The organism is Desulforhabdus sp. TSK (genome assembly GCF_022836495.1).
GTDB lineage: Bacteria > Desulfobacterota > Syntrophobacteria > Syntrophobacterales > Syntrophobacteraceae > Desulforhabdus.
Window position 1 is genome coordinate 39,843 of record NZ_BQXM01000016.1, and the last position, 19,206, is coordinate 59,048.

The following is a 19,206-nucleotide window of genomic DNA, read 5'->3' on the forward strand; positions in this document are numbered from 1 at the left end:
TCCTTTTTGACGAGGCCCATGGGGCATTGGAGGGAGCTTCGCCCTGAATCCCCCATGGGTCTTCGCTTTTGCGGCTGCTTCTAAGCGTGGGCCGGCTATGCCTTCCCTGCAGCCACCTTCTTTTTATCAAACAATTTGTCGAGCAATTCCTGTGAAGGCGCTTTGGAAATCAGGCTGCCCCCAAAGTATGTGACGGCGCAGCCGCCGATGAGTATCCATTCCATGGTGCCCATGCCGAGCAGGGCCGGACTGCGGCCGAATACGGCCCAGCCACCCCACAGAGCGGCGATGGTGCCATAAATAACGGTGAGCATGGCGCCCAGTTTCGTGGCCCCTTTCCAGTAGTAGGAAATAACGTTGACGAAGAAGAAGATGGCGCCGAGTCCCATGGCCGCCAACCCCATGAAAAGGGCCAACAGCTCGGGCGGTCTTTTGAGAGTCCAGTAGAAGGGGAGGAACAGGAAGAGAGCAATCAGCACGTAGCCGAGGCTGAGCAGGGATTTATCGGAGGTCTGCGGTCTCCACAGCTTGATGATATCCCGGGTGACATTGGCGCTCATGATGAAGACCATGGCCGACAGAGTCCCCAGTGCGGCTCCAACGAGGCCGGTGACATAGAGCGAGATCAAACCCGACCCACCGATGGCCCATGCCAGCATGGGAGCGGCCAGGTCCGGGCCCCACTGCTTGTTGGCGAGGAGGTTCTCTCCGAAGATCATTCGAGCCACCAGCCCGTTGCTGGAGCAGTCGAGCATGACGGGAATGCCCGCCGTCAACCAGACCACGGCACAAAGGGTGATGAAATCCCTCCGGTTCAATTTTTTCATGCCCAGGAACCGGCTGACATTGTGTGGAAATCCCACGGCCATGGTGACGAAGATGACGGGAGTGGCCATGATGCCCACCATGCTGGAGAAGAGCTGCGTCACTCCGACTTTCGGCAGGGTGGGATCCATCAGGGCCATGAGACTGGGCTTCTGGGCCATGAGGGCGTCGGATATATTGCTGAACCCCCCGGCATGGATGATGGCCCAGACCCCCAGCACTCCCCCCACGAAGCCCAGAAACGCACCTTTGACTGCAATGAACCACTGGGTCCCCGTATACCCACCGAGAGCAAGGAAAATCCACGCGATGATGACAGAGATGAGAAGGCACCAGAACGGGGGAAGACCGGTGACCGCGTACCATACGGCCCCCGCTGCTTTCAACTGTCCGACGGAATAGATGAAGAGGAAGAAGAGCATGCTGACGGCAACAAGTGTCTGGAGAGCTTTCGATTCAAAACGGCGTCCAATCGTTTCCGTGATGGTCGCAGAGCCCAGCTTCTCGGAAAACTCCCTCGTTTTCGTTGCAGCAAGCCAAACGGTGGGGATGATGCCCACGAGCGTCCAGATGCCGGCGAACCACATGCCCGAGAAACCGACTTTGTAGACCACGGCCGTGCTTCCGCAAAAGGCCCAGCCAGAAATATACGAGCCGGTGAGTGCGAGCCCCGTCACCCAAGGGCCGATGTCCCTTTTGCCCACAAGGTATTCGTCGTAGGATTTCCACTGCCTCTTCGCCAGGGCACCCAAGAGGACCGCAAGTCCGAGGAGGCAGGCGGCCCCAATGATGGAGCCCACAACCATACCGGTCGACGGCTCCGGAATGCTCAAAAATGTTGTGCTCATTCCTCCAACCTCCTTGCGATCAGCCATGTGCCGACAAGGCAAAAGACGGTAATAGCGACCATCAACAGCACCCAGACCGTCCACGACAATGCAGGGTTAACAACGGAAGCCTCCATAAAATCTCCTTGTTTTGGTTAGAATGCCATGAGAATCTACCCACACCTTTATTTGGGTCTTTCATCGATCACGCGGACCGCTTTCCCCTCACTGCGTGTCAAGGCCTTGGGGGCAGCCAGCTCAACCCCTACGCCGACCCCGAGTATCCCCTTGATATGAGAGCTGATCTTCTTTTCCACCTGGACAATCTTCTCGGGCCCAGCGTCATAGACATCCTGCTTGGCTTCCACTCGGAGATTCACCTGGTCCAGGTGCTTCTTCTTGCCCACATGGAGTACATACTGGAGCTCTACTTCCTCGAAGTCCTTCAAGAGTGATTCGATCTGGGAGGGGAAAACGTTGACACCGTTGATGATGAGCATGTCGTCCGAACGGCCGGTGATCCTGTCCATCTTGACAAAGGTACTGCCGCAGGAACATTTCTCTCTTCTCAGGGTCGTGATGTCCTTGGTGCGGTAGCGGAGCAGAGGCATGGCGCGCCGCTGAATGGCGGTGAGGACGAGCTCGCCGCGCTCCCCCATGGGTACCGGTTCCAGGGTGATGGGATCGACGATCTCGGCAATGAAGTGGTCCTCGTTGATGTGCAGACCGTTTTCGGCTTCACACTCATAGGCCATGCCGGGGCCGCCAAGCTCCGTCAGGCCGTAGATGTCTCTCGCCTTGATCCCCATCCTTTCCTCGATTTCCTGGCGCATGGCGTTGGTCCAGGGCTCGGCGCCAAACACGCCCACCCGCAGGGGCAGGTCCTTGAGAGGGGTGCCCAACTCCTCCGCGCGCTCGGCAATGGTCAACGCATACGACGGCGTACAACAAATACCAGTGGTGCCGAAGTCCTTCATGATCAAAATCTGCCTTTCCGTCATGCCGGAACTGGTGGGAACAACGGTGCAGCCAAGACGGGTTGCGCCCTGGTGCAATCCCAAACCTCCGGTGAACAGACCATGTCCGTAAGCGTTCTGAAAGATGTCATCTTCCCGAACCCCTGCCGCCCACAGCACCCTGGCGACGCATTCACTCCACTGATCCAGGTCGCCAACGGTATAGGGACCGGTAATGGGCTTCCCCGTCGTTCCGGAGGAGGCATGCACTCGCACGACTTCCTTCAGAGGCACGGCGCACAGCCCGAAGGGATAATTGTCCCGCAGGTCGGTCTTGACCGTGAACGGGAGCTTGCTGATGTCTTCGACACGCTTGAGGTCGTCTGCCTTGATGCCCAGCTCATCCAATTTGTTCTTGTAGAAAGGGACCCTTTCATACAGCCAGGCCACCGTCTCCTTCAGCTTCGCCAGCTGAAACTTCTGCAACTCTTCAAAGGGCATACACTCAAATTGGTCGTTGTAGGGCATCTTTCAGTTCCTTTCTGTCTGCGCTGCTGAAAAACCCAGCTCAAAAGCTTTAATGTTGGACTCGACAAACGCCTGCTTCGTCTTGCTTCGAATCGCTTCCTTAACCGTCTCGGCCTTGATGGGAAGCTTTCCCGTCTGAATGAGGGCTCCCAGCAAAACCATGTTCACCGAAAGCTCGTTTCCCGCTTCACGCGCCAGCTTCACCGCATCGATGGCGATGAGCCGGGCGGTCTTGGCGCGAATCAGCTTCTGCAATTCATCCAGGTCGGGATACTTCCCTTTGCCAATGGCCACCGTGAAGGGAGGCGACGGCTCCAAGTTGGTGACCACCACCGTGTCCTTGTTGCATTTTCTCAGGGCACGCAGCGTCTCCGAGGGCTCGAACCCCACCAGGACGTCCGCTTCCCCATCCGAAATGACGGTGCTCCTGGCATCTCCAAACACCATCGCCGATTCCACCACGCCCCCTCGCTGGGCCATGCCGTGTATCTCGCTCATCCGCACGGGAATGTCCGAGAGGAGTGCGGCTTCACCCAACACACTGGATGCCAAAAGGTTTCCTTGTCCGCCTACCGCTACTAGTATGATTCGTGTTGTGCTCATTTCATCCCCGGCTGTTTTAGTCTTTTATGGGCAGGATTGCGTTTTCAGGGCAAATTTGGGCGCACACCGCGCAGCCTGTACACTGCATGGGATTGATCTGAACCTTGCCGTCACGCAGATAGAAGGCCGGACACCCCAACTGGTTGATGCAGTCGCGATGGTTCTTGCACTTGTCGGTCACCCGATACCTCTGTCCCCGCTGCAGCTTCAACTGCTTGGCGTACAGCGTGCACATCTCCTTGGAAATGACGACCGATACTCCCTGGTATTCAAAGGCCTTTTTGACCGCTTCGATGCTCTTCTTCACCTTGAAGGGCTGGATCACGGTCACTTCCTTAACCCCAACGGCCCGCACGACATCTTCAATGGCAATACGGCCGTATCCGGACAGGCCGAGCCTCTCCATTTCCACGCCAGGGTTCGGCTGGTGGCCCGTCATGGCCGTCGTGCCGTTGTCCAGAATGAACAGGGTGAAGTTGTGGTTGTTGAAGACCGCGTTGATGAGCCCGGGTATGCCGCTGTGAAAGAAGGTCGAATCCCCGATGAAGGAAATGACCTTCTTCTTGGTTGCCTTGGAAAAACCACAGGAGGTCGTTACCGAGGAACCCATGCAGATGAGGAAATCCGCCGTGGAAAGTGGAGGGAGCACCCCGAGGGTGTAGCAGCCGATGTCCGTGGGAAAGATCGTTTCCATTCCCGCGGCAGCCTGCTTGGCGATGTAGAAGGTCGCCCGATGGGAGCAGCCCGCGCACAGGTTGGGTGGCCGCTGGGGAATCTCCGGGAGATCGGACACATCCACAACACCGGCCGGTTCATAGGCAACATTCAAGTAATCCGCAAGCACCCTCCTCACCATGGCCGGATCGAACTCGTACAGCCTGGAGAACTGCCCCGGCCCCTTTCCCTTGATGGGGATGGTGATCCCTTCTTCCTGGGCGAAGGCCTTGACGGCCTCTTCCATGAAGGGCTCGCCCTCTTCCACGACCAGGACTTTCTCGCACCCCTTGAGGAAGCTTTTGACAACAGCCTCGGGCATGGGGTTGGAGAACCCGACCCTCAAGATTTTGACCTTGTCTTCGCACTGGAGGTCCTTCACCGCATCCGAAACATAATTGTAGCTGACGCCGTTGCAGACGATCCCACAGGGGCCGTTCCCTTCCGTAAAATTGTACGAAGAACCTTCAGAAAGGCCTTTGGCCTCGTCCCAGTGCTTCAGTAGTTTTACATGGAGGTTTCTCGATACAGCCGGGACGGTGACATAGCTGAACGGATCCTTGACAAAGTCGCCGGTCGTCTTGACGGGAGCGATATCGCCGAGGGTGACGATTCCCGTGGAGTGATTGATGCGGGTGGTCGTTCTGAACAGGACCGGCTCCTGGAGCTTCTCCGAAAGATCAAAGGCGTGCTTGATCATTTCCTTGGCTTCCTCGACCGACGAGGGTTCCAGGACGGGGAGCCCCGAAAGCTTTCCATAGTAGCGGTTGTCCTGCTCGTTCTGGCTGGAAAACATGAAGGGATCATCCGCCGTGAGAATCACCATGCCGGCTTTCACACCGACATAGGCGAGGGTCATGAGGGCATCGGCAGCGACATTCAATCCCACATGCTTCATGATGGCCATGCTGCGCACGCCGGAGTTTGCCGCGGCAGCCGCCACCTCGAGGGCCACCTTTTCATTGGTGCTGTACTCGAAGTACAGGTCGCTCTCGCGAGAGATCTCGAAAAAAGCGGCTGAGATTTCCGACGATGGAGTGCCGGGATAGGTCGCGCCAATGGCAAGCCCTGCTTCAACGGCCCCCCTCGCAATCGCTTCGTTGCCCAGGAGGAGCATTTTCTTGCCGCGCTGTTCTGAAAGTAATTTGTGCATGATCGTTCCCTTAATCTAGGTCGTCTACTCACTCGTCATTATCAACAAACGGTACGGTCTCCACGCCAACGCCCACGGCAGGGATCAGCCGGAGGCCCCCTGTTCTTGGAGCCCTGATCCTCCGGATACGTCTCGGGAAGGCCGTGCCGCGCCCCGGCGTTGGAGCCACTTCGATGAAATCCTGCTGTGTTTTGGCTCATGTGGAGCTTCCTCGTCGTGGTAAGTGTCAATGCATGCGGCCCAACGCCCACGCAGGATGCAGCGGGAAAGCCTTTGGCGTCTTTCTCATGGACCGAAGGGAGCCCACCCCCCTCATGGCCATCCACCGCCGAGGGCCGCCTCATGACCGGCGACGCTTTCCCGGACCGTCTCCATGCCCCAATTCTGAGGAAATCCCCTGGGCGCATTCCTTCACCAGATCGATCAGATTTTGCTTGTTCTCTCGAAAAACACGTTCCGCCGGACCCGCAACGGCAATGGAAGCAATGACCTGCCCCTTGTAATCGAAAATGGGCGCGGCCACGGAGCAAACATCGGATTCGAATTCTGAATCGCTCTCGCTGAATCCCTGCCTGCGAATGGCCGCCAGCTCCTCTTTGATCCGCTGGGATTCCGTGATGGTGTTCTTGTTCAACCGGGCAAGACCTGTCGTTTCAATCAGCTCGTCGATGAACGTCGGATCTTTAAAGGCCAGGACGGCCTTTCCGGGAGAACCTGCATACAACGGCAGCATATTGCCTTTGGCAGTAATGAACTTCACCGCCCTCGGACTTTCGATGATGTCGACGCACATGACATTGCGTCCGTCCAGGACGGTCAAAACCGCAGTTTCGAGAGAACGATCGGCCAAAGACTTCAAATAGGGGGAGGCAATTTCCATGACGGAGATTTTTTTGGCCGCTAGAAGCCCCAGCTTGAGGATGGTGAGGCCGGGGAAGAACTTGCTGGTACGGTCATCCTTGGATAGGAATTTCTTGTTGTAGAAAACCTGCAGGTACTTGTAGACTGTACTCAAGGGCATTTCGAGCTTTTCTGCGACCTCGGGAGCGGAGAGCTCCGGCTGCTCGGAACTGAAGAGGCGGAGGATTTCCATCGCTTTTTCCAGAGTGCCGAATGATTTGCTCACAAAGTTTCTCCTAATTCGAGACTCCATTATCGCATTGAGAGAAACTATAAATCAGGGTTTTTCTGTCTGTCAAGTAAAACTTTTCTGTTTTTGAAATTTTGCTGTTCCGTCCCTCACGGCAAAGGAAACCTCGCCCGGGGTGATCAATGTTGCGGGCTTAACGTCACCCCGGTAAAAACCGGGGTCCAGAAAGTCTTTAATTTGCCTGGATTCCGGCTTTCGCCGGAATGACGAAAGTTGGTGAAGTCAACAACATTGCAGGGGATGGGGCGCGAAACAGGCTCTCTCACTATGAAAGGGGTTTGAAACAATGGATGATCCCAGGATTGCTGTGGTGGGGATTGGAGCAACGGGCGCCGTTCTGGCCGCAGCCCTGCTCGCTCGGAACCCGGAAGCCGTACTCGTGGCCCGCAGGGCTGGTCTCAAAGATCAACTGAAAAAGAATGGAATAATCGTTTCGGGAGAGCTCAATTACCGCGTTTCCGTTCACAACGTTGTCGAACGGATCACGGGGCTCAAGGGGTACAATCCAAATCTCATTTTCATCGCAACCAAGACATTCCATCTGCATGCGGTGATCGATGCTCTGAAGGAGATTTTCCAGCCGGGCATGAAGATCGTCAGCACCCACAACGGCCTGGGGACCGAGGATGTCATCGCGGATGTCTTCGGTGCCGATGCCGTCTTTCGCATGACACTCAATTACGGCGTTTCATTGCGCGGCCCATGCGAAGTGTCCGCTGCCTTTTTCAACCGCCCCAACCACCTGGGTGCTCTCGTCCCCGAGAACCAACCCATGGGATCAAGGGTCGCCGAGATCCTGACAGAGGGCGGACTGGACACGCAGTGTGTCGATGACATCAAATTGTACGTCTGGAAAAAAATGATCATGAAATGTACGATGGCTTCCATCTGTGCTGTGACGGACAAAACCATCAAGGAAGCGTTGGAATTCCCCCCTACGAGGGAGATAGCCGAGGGCTGTTTCACAGAGGTACTGACCATTGCCAGAGCCATGGGATACGACCTGGGAGAAGACTACCTCAAAACCGCCCTCGCCTACCTTGAAAAGGTTGGCATCCACAAAGACTCCATGTGCGTCGATGTCGCCAACCGGACACGCACGGAAATCGACTTTCTGGGTGGAAAGGTTGTGGAATATGGAAAGGCGCTGGGGATACCCACCCCCTGTTACTCGACCATGACCAACCTGGTCAGGGCTATAGAGAGCAATTACCTGTTGCGGTAGATCTTATCCACGGACATCAACAAACCCTAAGACGGTGGAGCTCGTGAGAAAAGAAATCAGCCTGAAGACCGACAAGGGAGAGATAGGCATCTATATTCTCGCAACACCAGAGGATCTGCAGAATCTCCGATTTGATCCCCAATTCCGGGAGCACACCCATTACCGATCCCTTTACACCAGGAGGCAAAGCCTCATCATCCGAGCGGGGGAGGCGGACTCCAACGTGGTGATCGCCCTCACGGAGGCGGGGACCATCATTGCCTTTGGCATGGTGGTTTACCCGGATCCGGCGGAGCGCTGGGCCCACCTCAAGCCGAAAATCATGATGGAGGCCAAAGCCATCGAGGTAAGTCGGGACTGGAGATCTGTCGGCCTGGGGCAAGCCATCGCAAGGGGAATGATGGCTCACCCTCTGGTGGAAGAAAAGATCGTCTATATGGTGGGGTATACCTGGACCTGGGACTTGGAGGCCTCCAGGATGACGCCGGCCCAATACAAAAAGATGATGATTCGCCTCTTCAGCACAGTCGGGCTTGTCGAGCATCCAACCAATGAACCCAATATTTGCCTGGACGATGACAATCTCTTCATGGTGCGGATCGGAAAGAATGTGCCGGAAAAGATACGGACAGACTTCAAGTGGCTTTGCTTCGGTCAGTACGAGTGAGACGCTGTCTAAAAATTCCCCCCTGCTCAAGGGGGGAATCGCACTGTCCCATGGGATGCTAACTTTCGCCAACCTCCACTACGCTCGTAGTGCTCACAGGATAAGCTCCAGCTTGAATTTTTTCGGCATCAGGCCAACTCTCCGGCCAGATCCTTGATGGCCCCGGCGATCTTGCTGAGCTCTCCCAGGCGCTCCTTGGCCTTCTCCAAATAAGGCAACGCTGCAGGGTTCTTGTGATTGGCAAGAGCCTGAGCCACCCAGTTCACCACATAGGGGTTTTCATGCTCTGTCAGTGAAACCAGGATTTGGAAGCTCTCCGGGGTCTCAACATTTCCAAGCACACTGATCAAGCCCACTTTCAGCTCATCGAAGGCCGGGTTTTCCCTCAGCACCTTTGCCACCACGGGGATGGCCTGAGCTCCAAGCTTTTCCAAATTCACGAGGCACTTCTGAGCGAAATAGGGAAAACGGAACATGGAGAGCTCCGCCAGCACGCGGATGCTTTCCTCCGATCCCTTTGAGCCGTAGGCATGGAGAAGATCGGGCACGAACAGGCTGGCCCAGGAGAAAGAATAGGTCAAGGGAAGGAGATAGGGGATGGCTCGAGGCCCCGCCTGTTCCACCTGCTCCAGGGTTCCGGCCAGGGCCTGACGCCGCATCTCATACCCTTCTTCCTGCCGGCCCGGGAATCGTTTGGCATCGTTTGCGGCCTTCAGAGCTTCCACCAGCTTCCTCAGCTGAGGATCTTCCGGGGCCGGGAACAGATCACGGTAGGTACGGGCGCGCTGGGCGACCCAGAATTTTTCCAGCCAGGTCGAGGGAGAATAGAAGCAGACCAGGTTCTTCCGATCCATGCCCTCCCTTTTGTGAAATCCGTTCTCCTGGTAAAACGCCTTTTCTTCCTGCGCCACCTGCCATCGCTCGCGCGTGATGTGAAATGCCCGGTCGTAATCTCCCTGGACGAAAGCGGCCATGACGACGATGTCATGGAGCCGATCTTCTTCGGGATAGGATTCCAGGAGACGCTCCGCCAGGCGCTCGGCTTTGTCAATTTCCTGGGCGAAGAGCAGATCGAAGCCTTTCATCACATCTTTTTCCAGTTTATCCTTTTTCTTGGCCTGCTCTTCCATTTCCTGCAGCCGGTCGGCGGGCATCTGCCTGCGCGCTTCCTCGTGCCTGGGCAGGCAGCATTTCTTGTACTTCTTACCCGAGCCGCAGGGGCAGGGATCGTTTCTTCCCGCCGAAGTGATGAGGAGGTTGTCGGCGAGGGCCATGCGGCGCCGCGATTCCTGAAAATCATGGAGTCGTTTTTCCAGTTCCTGCCGGGTCAAGCTGTATTTGGCAGCGATGACGTCGGGATCGCCTCCCTGCAGCAACTCGAACACGGGTTGAAGGGGATTCAGAGGAGCTTGCGGATTGCTTTCCATTTCCTTAATCCTTTTCAGATCATTTATTGCGGGACGAAGCCCCCCCGTTCAGGCGGTCCTGCCCTCCCATGTAAGGGCTCAAGGTGCAAGGCTTTTTAACAGCTTTTCCCGTTCCTGTCAAAACCAGTCGGCGTTCAAAGGGATTCATGGTTCCGACAACGCGAACAGCCGAAGGCTTATCCCCTGCGCGCTCCCCAGAACTATAGCACAGCCACGGCCCATGTCGAAAGAATTGGCACGGCGGGCGGCAATGCCTCTTCTCTAAGGACCTCCGGGGGAGCCGAGCCCGGCACGCATCCCTTCGAGGCTCGGCGAAACGACACGAGATTCCGGCCGTTGGAGCTTGACGCTCACGAGGGAAATGGATAAGCTGGAGCATCCATTCAGAAGGGAGGAAGGCGCTTGGGATGAGCTCAGATATCGCGGAAGGACTTTCCGCCAGCCTGGAAGACTACCTGGAAGTCATCTTCCACCTGGAACAATCCAATCGTGTCGCTCGAGCCAAGGACATCGCCGACCAGATGAACGTGCAGCGAGCTTCCGTAACGGGAGCCTTGAAGGCGCTGGCCAGCCGCGGGCTCATCAATTACAGTCCCTACAGCTACATCACGCTGACTCCGCCGGGACGCAGCATCGCCAAGGATATCATTCGACGGCACGATACCCTCAAAGACCTTTTCGTGACGGCCCTCCAAATGGAACCGGACGATGCCGAAGCCAACGCCTGCCGCATCGAGCACGCCATCGACCCTCTGGCTATCGACCGGCTGGTGCGCTTTCTGGAATTCATCAAGATCTGCCCGCGCACGGGAATGGACTGGTTCGAAGCCTTCGCCCGCTACTGCCAGAAGGGCATCCAGACCTCCAACTGTGAGAACTGCCTGAAGACATGCCTTGAAAGGCTCGATGCTCAAAACGAAAACGGCGCATCGCCGTAGTACTGCAACGAGAGCTCTTGCGTAGGGTGGGCTTTGCCCACCATTCTGCGCCGATGGCATTGGTTGGTGGGCAAAAGCCCACCCTACGCGGGAGAGCAATATCTACCCTGCCGCCTCCTGCTTTTCTTCTTCGGCAGCGGAATTGGCCAATCGCACGGTAAAATCCAGGATCGCTGAGCTCTCCTGGTAGGCCTGCCTGCTGAATTCTCCCAGGTGTGCAGCACTCCGTTTAAAGTCCTCCACAAAAGCGTTCAGATCCTGCCGGTCATACCATTCTTCGTAGCGGTCGAGTCCCTCCCGCAGAAGGCCAAGGATATCCTTCGTGTAGGGATTCATCTGCGTTATGGCGGAGTAGAGGACACCGCTCTGAGCGAAGATTCTCCCCAGAAGATTCATTTCCAGGCGATAGCTGGGACTCGTGTATTCCATGGTTTCGGCGATATCGACCCCATAATCCCGAAGCACCCGGCCTGTGAGCATCGTGGTCATGTGGAAGAGCACCTGGATGATGCTCATCATGCGATCATGCTCTTCGGGCGAGGCCTCCTTGACTTTCACCCCTCGATCCACAAAGAGGCGCCGCAGGAGGGACCAATCCGCCCGTTCGATGCGGACGGGACAGGCCACGAGTGTCTGCCCCCTGAAAGAGGAAATGCGCCCCCCGAACATGGGGTGCAGCCCAACGACGGCAGCGGGGGAGCGGAGCATTTCCGCGATGGGCAGGGTCTTGAGGCTGGTGAGATCCATGAGCAGCTGACCCGGGCGCGTAAAAGGAACAAGCTCACGGATGACGGCGACGGTCTTGTGCAGGGGAACCGCAAACAAAATCACGTCCGATTCCTCGACCACTTCCCGGTTGGTGCGCTCGGCGGAAAGGTCGGCCGCCGTGACCCGATACCCCATTTCCTGGAAGAATTTACCGAACAATCGCCCCATTTCCCCCAGGCCGCCGATCACACCCATGCGGCTTCCCGGTCCCCAGCGTGGATGAGGCGGCACATGGCCACAAGCCTCAAAAACCATCGCATTTTCACTCTCCGACATCATCGTCCTTCCTTATGGCCTGCAGCGCCCCACGCTGCAAAAACGCTCCGCCCCCTGATTCTTGTCGAGCTTCCGGCAGGCTCTATCCCGTGAAGACGAGGTCGGATCGCACCCAGCCGACTGGGTCCCCCCCGAAGAAGTAACCCAGCTGAATCCACTCACCCTTGGTGGTGAGCACCTTGTAGATCTCCCCTCGCTTGGCTATCGCCACCACTTTGGATTTCGTGCTTCCGGAGCTTCTCAGGTTCGCTTCGGTGACGAGGATGACCGCAGTCTTGACCTTGGAAACGAGCGGCTTATGGACCCACCCCCTGTTGTTTTCCCAGTCGCAAAAATAAACCCAGTCACCCTGTACTTTTTCTATCTTGATGGGATATCCCAGTGGGGCACGAAAGCTGACCTCGCTCTTCATACTTGGTCCAGAGCGTATATTTACCTGGTCTTTCAGGATGCTGTCGGCACAGACTGATCCGGAATAGACCAGGAAAAGAAAACTTATGGAAACACATACCCCCGCCACACCATTTGAAATAGTCCTTTTCACTCATTCCTCCTTTGTTGAATGGTCCGATTGGTTGCCATGGACGATTGAGAAAACGAAGCGCACTCCGTGCGTATCGTTTTCAGCACTCCACCCCCCATCGCAAATCGTAAACGGATGAGGCTCCATGCCGTACAGGCCTGCGCACAAGATGCGTGCAAGGCCATTCCGGCTCGAGGCATTCGGCCTAAGCCCACCGGAGGCACCCCGGTGTCGGCAATGCGGAAGGAAGAAAGCAGCGCTCAAAAGCCCCGTGTCGGAAGCGATGTGATCCAAAGCTTCCCCAAGGGTACGGACAGCATCCACCTCATGTGCCAAGCGAAAAATCACAGCCGACAGGGTGGAGATAGAGATCTCCCGAGTACCAATAACGAGAATCCTGAACATCGTCGCTTTCTGATGGCTCCGCCTCTTCCGAGCTTCCCCACAGCCAAAGCTCGGGCACGATCACCTCGACTATGGCTGCAACGTTACCAGATGAACGCCCATCTGGCAACTCCGACCCTATTGCTTTGTGTGCTGCACTTGACTATAAGCTCAGAAGTCGACCATGGGGAACCCAGGGAACATGAACCACTGAATGGCTGTCACGTCATGCATGCTCGAAGTCAAACCTCTGTACCTTCAATTAAATCCGGCAGGGAACGTGATGCGGTGTATGCCGTGCCGCGCGAAAAAATAGCGGATTTCACTTTTGACGAAACCGTCGCCCGGGTCTTCCCTGACATGATACAGAGATCGGTTCCCGGATATGCCGCGATCATCTCCATGATCGGTATCCTGGCCGACAGATACGCCCGGGAAAACACCTTTCTCTATGATCTTGGCTGCTCCCTGGGGGCTGCCACCCTTTCCATGCGCCATCACCTGCGGCACTCACGGTGCCGCATCATCGCCGTGGACAACTCCGAAGCCATGGTCCGCCGATGCAGCCGCATCATGGAGACCGATGCCTCCACCATCCCCGTGGACCTGGTGTGCGCCGACATCCTGGATGTTCAGATCCGCAACGCATCGGTGGTCGTGCTCAATTTCATCCTGCAGTTCATCCCTCCCGCCGATCGCCTCCAGGTCGTCCGGAATATTTATGAGGGACTTTTGCCCGGCGGCATCCTGGTCCTTTCGGAAAAGATCCGGTTCCCCCATCCCCATCAGGAAGCGTTTCATGCGGACATGCACCATGCGTTCAAGAAGGCCAACGGCTACAGTGACCTCGAAATCAGCCAGAAAAGGACCGCCCTGGAAAAGGTGCTCATCCCGGAAACCCTTGCCGCACACCGGGAGCGCATTTACACTGCAGGCTTCACCCACTGCGAGGTTTGGTTTCAATGCCTCAATTTTGCATCCCTTTGTGCACAAAAGTGAGGCGTTTTCAACACGCTGACGGCCGTTTATGGATTACAATGCCTTCTACCAGAGACTGGAAGCGACTCCCCTGACTCCGTGGCTGCAGACACTGCCGCGCCGCGTGAACCGCGCGCTGCTCGAATCGCCCCACGGGGACTGGCCCAGGTGGCAGGAGATCCTGCGTCGGCTCCCTCCCCTGAAGCCTTCCTCCGTGGACCTGAATGTCGGTGCCGTGCGCATCGGAGATTCCGGCGACTGCGATGCCGGTGCTCGACAGGTGTTGGAGCAGCTCCTGCGGCAGCTGCACCCCTGGAGGAAGGGCCCTTACCGCGTTTTCGGCATTCCCATCCACACCGAATGGCGTTCGGACTGGAAATGGGAGCGCCTCTGCCGGCACATTCAACCCCTCCGGGATCGCCTGGTTTTGGACGTGGGATGCGGCAACGGCTACCACTGCTGGCGCATGGCGGGCGCGGGAGCAAAGCTCGTCGTCGGCATCGATCCATACCTGCTGTTCGTTGCCCAGTTCCAGGCATTGCACCGCTATATGGACCATCCGAACGTGCAGGTCCTGCCCCTCGGGATAGAGGATATTCCGAAGGACCTGGAAGGTTTTGACACCGTCTTTTCCATGGGCGTGCTGTATCACCGCCGGTCTCCCATGGACCATCTGCTGGAGCTGAAGTCCTGCCTGCGGAGAGGGAGTGAGCTCATTCTCGAAACCCTTGTCATCGAAGGCGGACCGCGGGAATCCCTCGTGCCGCCGGGACGCTACGCCAAGATGCGCAACGTGTGGTTTCTTCCCTCCTGCTCCACGCTGGAATCCTGGCTGAAGCGCTGCGGGTTCGCCGACGTGCGCCTCGTCAACGAATGCCGGACCACCACCGAGGAACAACGGTCCACCGACTGGATGACCTTCGAATCCCTGCCGGACTACCTGGACCCGAAAAACCCTCATCTGACGGTGGAGGGACTCCCGGCCCCCAGGAGAGCGATCTTTCTCGCCACAAAACCGTGACCACCATCCGTTCAGGCGTCGAAAGACGCAAGCTCTGAGCGGAAGCATCCCACGGGAGGTTGAATTTGGATCATCATTCAAGTCATTTCACTCAGGCCTTCATTCACCTGGATCGCCTCACCCACAACATGCGCCTCCTCCAGGGGCTGGTGGGGATAAGGCCGCTGTGGCCCGCCATCAAGGCCAACGCCTATGGCCACGGCGCGCAAATCGTCGGCCGCCACCTGGTGGGTCTGGGATACAAGACCTTCTGCGTCGCCCACGTCTCCGAAGCCATCGACCTGGCAGATGCAGGGCTCAAAGCCACCTTCATCGTTCTCTCGGCCACTCTCCCGGAAAACAGCCCCTACCTGGTGGCTTACCCCTGCGAACCGGTGGTCTGCACGGTGGAGATGGTGGAAAGCCTTGCCGGGGAAGCTGCCAGGACCGGCAAAACGATTTCCGCGCACCTCAAGATCGATACGGGCATGGGGCGCGTGGGCATTCACCCCGATGCCGTGGCGGACTTCCTGGAACGGTGCCGCAACTACCCGAATGTTTCCATCAAGGGCATGATGAGCCATTTCCCCATGGCCGACGAGGCGGACAAGTCCTTTTCCCAGCAGCAAATCGCTCAATTTCATCGCACGCGGGAGGTCGCCCGGAGCTATGGGATCCGAACGTTTCATTTTGCCAACAGTGCTGCAATTTTCGATCTGCCGGATGCTCATTCCGATGCGGTGCGCCCGGGCATTTCCGTGTACGGCTTGAAGCCGTCCCATGTCATGTCCAACCCGCAGGTCGACGCGCTCCAGCCGGTCCTCGAATGGAAGACCCGGATCACGTTTCTCAAGGAGGTCCCTGCCGGTACAGGCCTGAGTTACGGGCACGCCTTTCGCACCGACAGACCGTCTCTCATCGCCACCATTCCCCTTGGCTACGGGGACGGGATGAGCCGCCTGCTCTCCAACAAGCTGGAGCTTCTCATTGGCGGGGTCCGCTGTCCCCAGGTGGGCCGCATCTGCATGGACCAGTGCCTGGTGGATGTGACCGCCTTGCGCGGCCGGGTGAAATTGGGGGATTCCGTCGTGATTGTGGGACGGCAGGGCCGGGAGGAGATCACCGTGGATGATTTGGCTCAACAGTTGGGCACCATCAATTACGAGATTGTCACCAATATCGCCGGACGTGTTCCCCGAATTCCGGTGGGTCCAAGCATGGCGGGGGCATCGACTGAGAGCGTGGGAGATGATGGGACGCTGAAGACGCTGACAGAGCGCTGACTGACGCTGATCAAAGCACACTGTGCAGTCTCTCCGCGTCCCGTCTTCCATAGCGGGGACGCGGAGAGACCGAGAGGAAGGCCATGCCGATCTTGAACGAAAAAGAGATGCACATTCTGAGAGAGTGGAGTGAAAAGCTGGACCGCCCCGTTCCCCTGCGTTTCCTCAGGACCCCGGACACCAGGAGCGATTCATTCCAGGCGTTCTGCAGCCTCCTCCATGAAGCAGCTCCCTCAATACACATGGCGCAGGAAGCCACCCAAGAACAGGAGCTTCCCGCTTTCCTCTATCAAAAGGCCTGGTGCTTTCATGCCATTCCCACGGGGACCGAACTGGAGCCCTTCCTGGAAATTCTGGCGTTCCCCGACTTTCAACAGAGCTCCCTTCCAGAGCACCTGGCATCCGAGGTGAAAGCTTTGTCCCTGCCGCCGGACCTGCAGATTTTCGTCAGCGACGGGTGTCCCTTCTGCCCTGGAGCACTGCGCCAAATCATCCCCCTCGTCTTTGCACACCCCGCCGGCAGGGCCACCGTTGTGGATTGCGGGCTGTTCCCTGAAGTGGCGGAGCATCACAAGATCCAGGCGGTCCCCACGGTTCTCGTCAATGGGATCTATCGCCTGACGGGGGCGGTGGACATGGCGGACATCCTGAAGCTCGTCCAAAAGGTGGATCCGTCCCAGTTGGAAACGGACGCCCTGAAGCGGATGCTGAAGGAGGGGCAGGCTCTCCTGCTGGCGGAGATGATGGTGAAAAAGAACCTTGTCTTCCCCGCTTTCCACCCCCTGCTCGTTGACCTGGAATGGAGCGTGCGACTGGGCGCCATGGTGGCCGTGGAAGAAATGGCGGCATCGGCGCCTGAACTGGCACGGGAGGTCTTGCCCCCCCTGTGGCGGATCTTTCAGCAGCAGAACGCATCCATCCAGGGCGATATCCTGTACCTGACGGGAGAGGTGGGGGACGAGAACTGGGTGCCGACGCTGAAGTCCCTGGAGGGCAGATTGGAGGAAGAGGAATTGGCGGGCAGTCTGGCAGAGGCCCTCGAGAAACTGGCGGGCTGAGCCTTCTGCTGCAGCCTCCTCTTGCACAGGGAGGGGCTTTGCGGGGCCCAAAGTCACCCAAAGGCCGGAGTTTTTTTCCTCCTTTGGGTGACTTTTCAAAGACGCAATTTGTGAAGGTTGGGCAGGTTGACGAAGGTTTTCATCCTCAGGGAAGAGTGCGATTCCCGCCTTGAAGGGGGCGGACAACGTAGGGTGCGTTTTGCGCACGGTCGTTGAAACAAGCACTTCCGCACTGAGGATGGAGCATAAAATGCGCCCTACCCCGGGGGATGGAGCCGTTTTATTGTCTCTCGCCTAGTAGGAACGACGGCCACCACCGCGGCCACCGCGGTCTCCACCGCCACCGCTGCGCCCCCCACCGAATCCTCCGCCTCCGCGGCCACTACCGCCGCCATAACCCCCACCCGAGCCACTCCTGCGGCCTCCACCGCCGCCATAACCCCCTCCTGAACCGCTGCGCCGACCTCCACCTCCACCGCCGCTCTCGCGGGGCTTGGCCTCGTTGACGGTAAGGGTGAAGCCTTCCATCTCTTTGCCGTTCAGTCCGGCAATGGCAGCCAAGGCCTGCTCACGGTCCGGCATTTCCACAAATCCGAACCCTCGGGACTTGCCGGTGATTTTATCGGAGATGATTTTGGCTGAGCTCACTTCTCCAAACTTCTCAAATAATTGCTGCAACTCCTCTTCGGTGGTCTTGAACGACAGGTTGCCTACGTAGATGTTCATAACAATCCTTTTCTTTCAGAGAAAATGCCGGTAACTGATCCCGGATCCGGACGGCCTGCATACCGTCAGAAGAACACACCGAAGATAGCCACTCTGAGGCATTGCCGGGTGGAGGGCACGCGTGTTATCGGCGGAGTAACACTTTCCCTCAAACATTGGTGGACGGAGCACTGGTCGAAAACATGCAAAATAGTCGCCGAGATATCTTCGAAGCATCTTAACCCGCGATGGTGAATGAAATCAAGCGACAAGAGCAGGGCTATCCCATGGGACAACCCTTTTATTGATTATTGGCATGCGCTGTTTTAAAGTCAGCTCCATGGAATAGTCCTTTGATCGCAGCCGCCTCTGGCCGGCCTATCCGCAATTCCCGGGAGAATAGAGTAGTCATGAAGATCGGTTCAAACGAACGGGCAAGAAATGCCTTCATCATTCAAAACACATGCCTCACCAGACCCTTCCTGTGCCCCGAAATACGGCTCCATTTGGTCACGGATGCCTGCCGCCTCTGGTATGCCACCCAACCGGACCTGGAAAAAATTGGACTGGAGGATCCCTACTGGGGGTTTTGCTGGGCTGGGGGCCAGGCGCTGTCGCGATTCATTCTGGATCACCCCGAATGGGTTGCGGGAAAGAGAGTGCTCGATTTCGGCGCCGGCTGCGGCATCGAGGCGGTTGCAGCGAGCATGGCGGGAGCCGAACATCTTCTGGCCTCGGACATCGACCCCATGGCCGCCGCCGCCATCAAGCTCAACGCCGGGGCCAATTCGGTCGCTATCGAGACGACCATCCTGGACCTGGTGGGCGATCCCCTCCAGGATTTTGACGTCGTGCTTGCAGGAGACATGTTCTTCGACCCGGCCTTCGCCGGCAAGGTCCTCTCATGGTTCCAGGACCTGGCGGCGCGGGGCATCAAAATTCTCCTGGGAGACCCCTCACGGGGCAACCTCCACGAGGCACCGCTGCAGCCCCTCGCCGTCTACCAGGCCCCCGCCGATGTCGACATTGCCGGGAAGCACCTCCAGAAAACCACGGTGTATACGGTCACCGAGCTGTCCCCGGCTGCAAGGGAGACGGTAGATTGACACGGCGGCGTGAGCAGCCTGGCGTCAACTCCACTCTTGATCCTGCCGGCAAAGGTGTTCATAATGCTGGCGCGGATATTTGCCGTGGAGGCTTTCCGCCAAACAGAATGAG

General features: G+C 57.5%; 17 protein-coding genes. 8 read left to right on the forward strand and 9 right to left on the reverse strand.

Going from position 1 to position 19,206, the window contains the following annotated elements; genetic code table 11:
- Positions 1-95: 95 nt before the first annotated feature.
- The 5 genes from MWC30_RS11125 to MWC30_RS11145 all read right to left on the reverse strand — a co-directional run bounded on the left by MWC30_RS11125 (position 96) and on the right by MWC30_RS11145 (position 6,732).
- A complete protein-coding gene (locus MWC30_RS11125) occupies positions 96-1,673 on the reverse strand; it encodes a sodium:solute symporter (protein ID WP_244084250.1) in 1,578 nt (525 codons plus the stop codon).
- Between the two features lie 164 nt (positions 1,674-1,837).
- Positions 1,838-3,136 carry a phenylacetate--CoA ligase family protein gene (locus MWC30_RS11130; RefSeq protein ID WP_244084251.1) on the reverse strand — a complete coding sequence of 433 codons (1,299 nt, stop codon included), beginning with the start codon at positions 3,134-3,136 and terminating at the stop codon, positions 1,838-1,840.
- Positions 3,137-3,139: 3 nt separating this feature from the next.
- Positions 3,140-3,739 carry an indolepyruvate oxidoreductase subunit beta gene (locus tag MWC30_RS11135; RefSeq protein ID WP_256461245.1) on the reverse strand — a complete coding sequence of 200 codons (600 nt, stop codon included), beginning with the start codon at positions 3,737-3,739 and terminating at the stop codon, positions 3,140-3,142.
- A 16-nt stretch (positions 3,740-3,755) separates the two neighbouring features.
- Positions 3,756-5,606 carry an indolepyruvate ferredoxin oxidoreductase subunit alpha gene (gene iorA / locus MWC30_RS11140; RefSeq protein ID WP_244084253.1) on the reverse strand — a complete coding sequence of 617 codons (1,851 nt, stop codon included), beginning with the start codon at positions 5,604-5,606 and terminating at the stop codon, positions 3,756-3,758.
- A 340-nt stretch (positions 5,607-5,946) separates the two neighbouring features.
- A complete protein-coding gene (locus MWC30_RS11145) occupies positions 5,947-6,732 on the reverse strand; it encodes an IclR family transcriptional regulator (protein ID WP_244084254.1) in 786 nt (261 codons plus the stop codon).
- 310 nt (positions 6,733-7,042) lie between these two features.
- Here MWC30_RS11145 and MWC30_RS11150 point away from each other — a divergent pair, with 310 nt between their 5' ends.
- Both MWC30_RS11150 and MWC30_RS11155 read left to right on the forward strand, forming a co-directional pair.
- Positions 7,043-7,981, forward strand: a complete 939-nt coding sequence (locus tag MWC30_RS11150) for a ketopantoate reductase family protein (protein ID WP_244084255.1) — start codon at positions 7,043-7,045, stop codon at positions 7,979-7,981.
- 43 nt (positions 7,982-8,024) lie between these two features.
- Complete coding sequence (locus MWC30_RS11155; RefSeq protein WP_244084256.1) at positions 8,025-8,648, forward strand: hypothetical protein; 624 nt, start codon at positions 8,025-8,027, stop codon at positions 8,646-8,648.
- Between the two features lie 128 nt (positions 8,649-8,776).
- Here MWC30_RS11155 and MWC30_RS11160 read toward each other — a convergent pair whose 3' ends face one another.
- The gene (locus MWC30_RS11160; protein WP_244084257.1) at positions 8,777-10,075 is read right to left on the reverse strand and encodes a HEAT repeat domain-containing protein; all 1,299 of its coding nucleotides are present in this window, start codon (positions 10,073-10,075) and stop codon (positions 8,777-8,779) included.
- 407 nt (positions 10,076-10,482) lie between these two features.
- Between MWC30_RS11160 and MWC30_RS11165 the strand changes: the two genes are divergently transcribed.
- Complete coding sequence (locus MWC30_RS11165; RefSeq protein ID WP_244084258.1) at positions 10,483-11,013, forward strand: metal-dependent transcriptional regulator; 531 nt, start codon at positions 10,483-10,485, stop codon at positions 11,011-11,013.
- A gap of 102 nt (positions 11,014-11,115) precedes the next feature.
- On the opposite strand, the gene MWC30_RS11170 is transcribed toward MWC30_RS11165, so the two are convergent.
- Positions 11,116-12,060: a prephenate dehydrogenase/arogenate dehydrogenase family protein gene (locus MWC30_RS11170; RefSeq protein WP_244084259.1), complete on the reverse strand. Its 945-nt coding sequence runs from the start codon at positions 12,058-12,060 to the stop codon at positions 11,116-11,118.
- 79 nt (positions 12,061-12,139) lie between these two features.
- Positions 12,140-12,601, reverse strand: a complete 462-nt coding sequence (locus MWC30_RS11175) for an SH3 domain-containing protein (RefSeq protein ID WP_244084260.1) — start codon at positions 12,599-12,601, stop codon at positions 12,140-12,142.
- 591 nt (positions 12,602-13,192) lie between these two features.
- Here MWC30_RS11175 and cmoA point away from each other — a divergent pair.
- The 4 genes from cmoA to MWC30_RS11195 all read left to right on the forward strand — a co-directional run bounded on the left by cmoA (position 13,193) and on the right by MWC30_RS11195 (position 17,283).
- Positions 13,193-13,963 carry a carboxy-S-adenosyl-L-methionine synthase CmoA gene (gene cmoA, locus MWC30_RS11180; RefSeq protein ID WP_256461246.1) on the forward strand — a complete coding sequence of 257 codons (771 nt, stop codon included), beginning with the start codon at positions 13,193-13,195 and terminating at the stop codon, positions 13,961-13,963.
- A 28-nt stretch (positions 13,964-13,991) separates the two neighbouring features.
- Positions 13,992-14,963, forward strand: a complete 972-nt coding sequence (cmoB, locus tag MWC30_RS11185; RefSeq protein ID WP_244084262.1) for a tRNA 5-methoxyuridine(34)/uridine 5-oxyacetic acid(34) synthase CmoB — start codon at positions 13,992-13,994, stop codon at positions 14,961-14,963.
- Between the two features lie 65 nt (positions 14,964-15,028).
- Positions 15,029-16,225, forward strand: a complete 1,197-nt coding sequence (gene alr, locus MWC30_RS11190; protein ID WP_244084263.1) for an alanine racemase — start codon at positions 15,029-15,031, stop codon at positions 16,223-16,225.
- A gap of 83 nt (positions 16,226-16,308) precedes the next feature.
- Complete coding sequence (locus tag MWC30_RS11195; RefSeq protein ID WP_244084264.1) at positions 16,309-17,283, forward strand: thioredoxin family protein; 975 nt, start codon at positions 16,309-16,311, stop codon at positions 17,281-17,283.
- 294 nt (positions 17,284-17,577) lie between these two features.
- On the opposite strand, the gene MWC30_RS11200 is transcribed toward MWC30_RS11195, so the two are convergent.
- Positions 17,578-18,009, reverse strand: coding sequence for an RNA-binding protein (locus tag MWC30_RS11200; protein WP_244084265.1), 432 nt, complete (start codon positions 18,007-18,009; stop codon positions 17,578-17,580).
- Positions 18,010-18,398: 389 nt separating this feature from the next.
- Here MWC30_RS11200 and MWC30_RS11205 point away from each other — a divergent pair, with 389 nt between their 5' ends.
- Positions 18,399-19,094 (forward strand): methyltransferase, encoded by a 696-nt coding sequence (locus MWC30_RS11205; RefSeq protein ID WP_244084266.1) that lies wholly within the window; start codon positions 18,399-18,401, stop codon positions 19,092-19,094.
- Positions 19,095-19,206 lie beyond the last annotated feature (112 nt).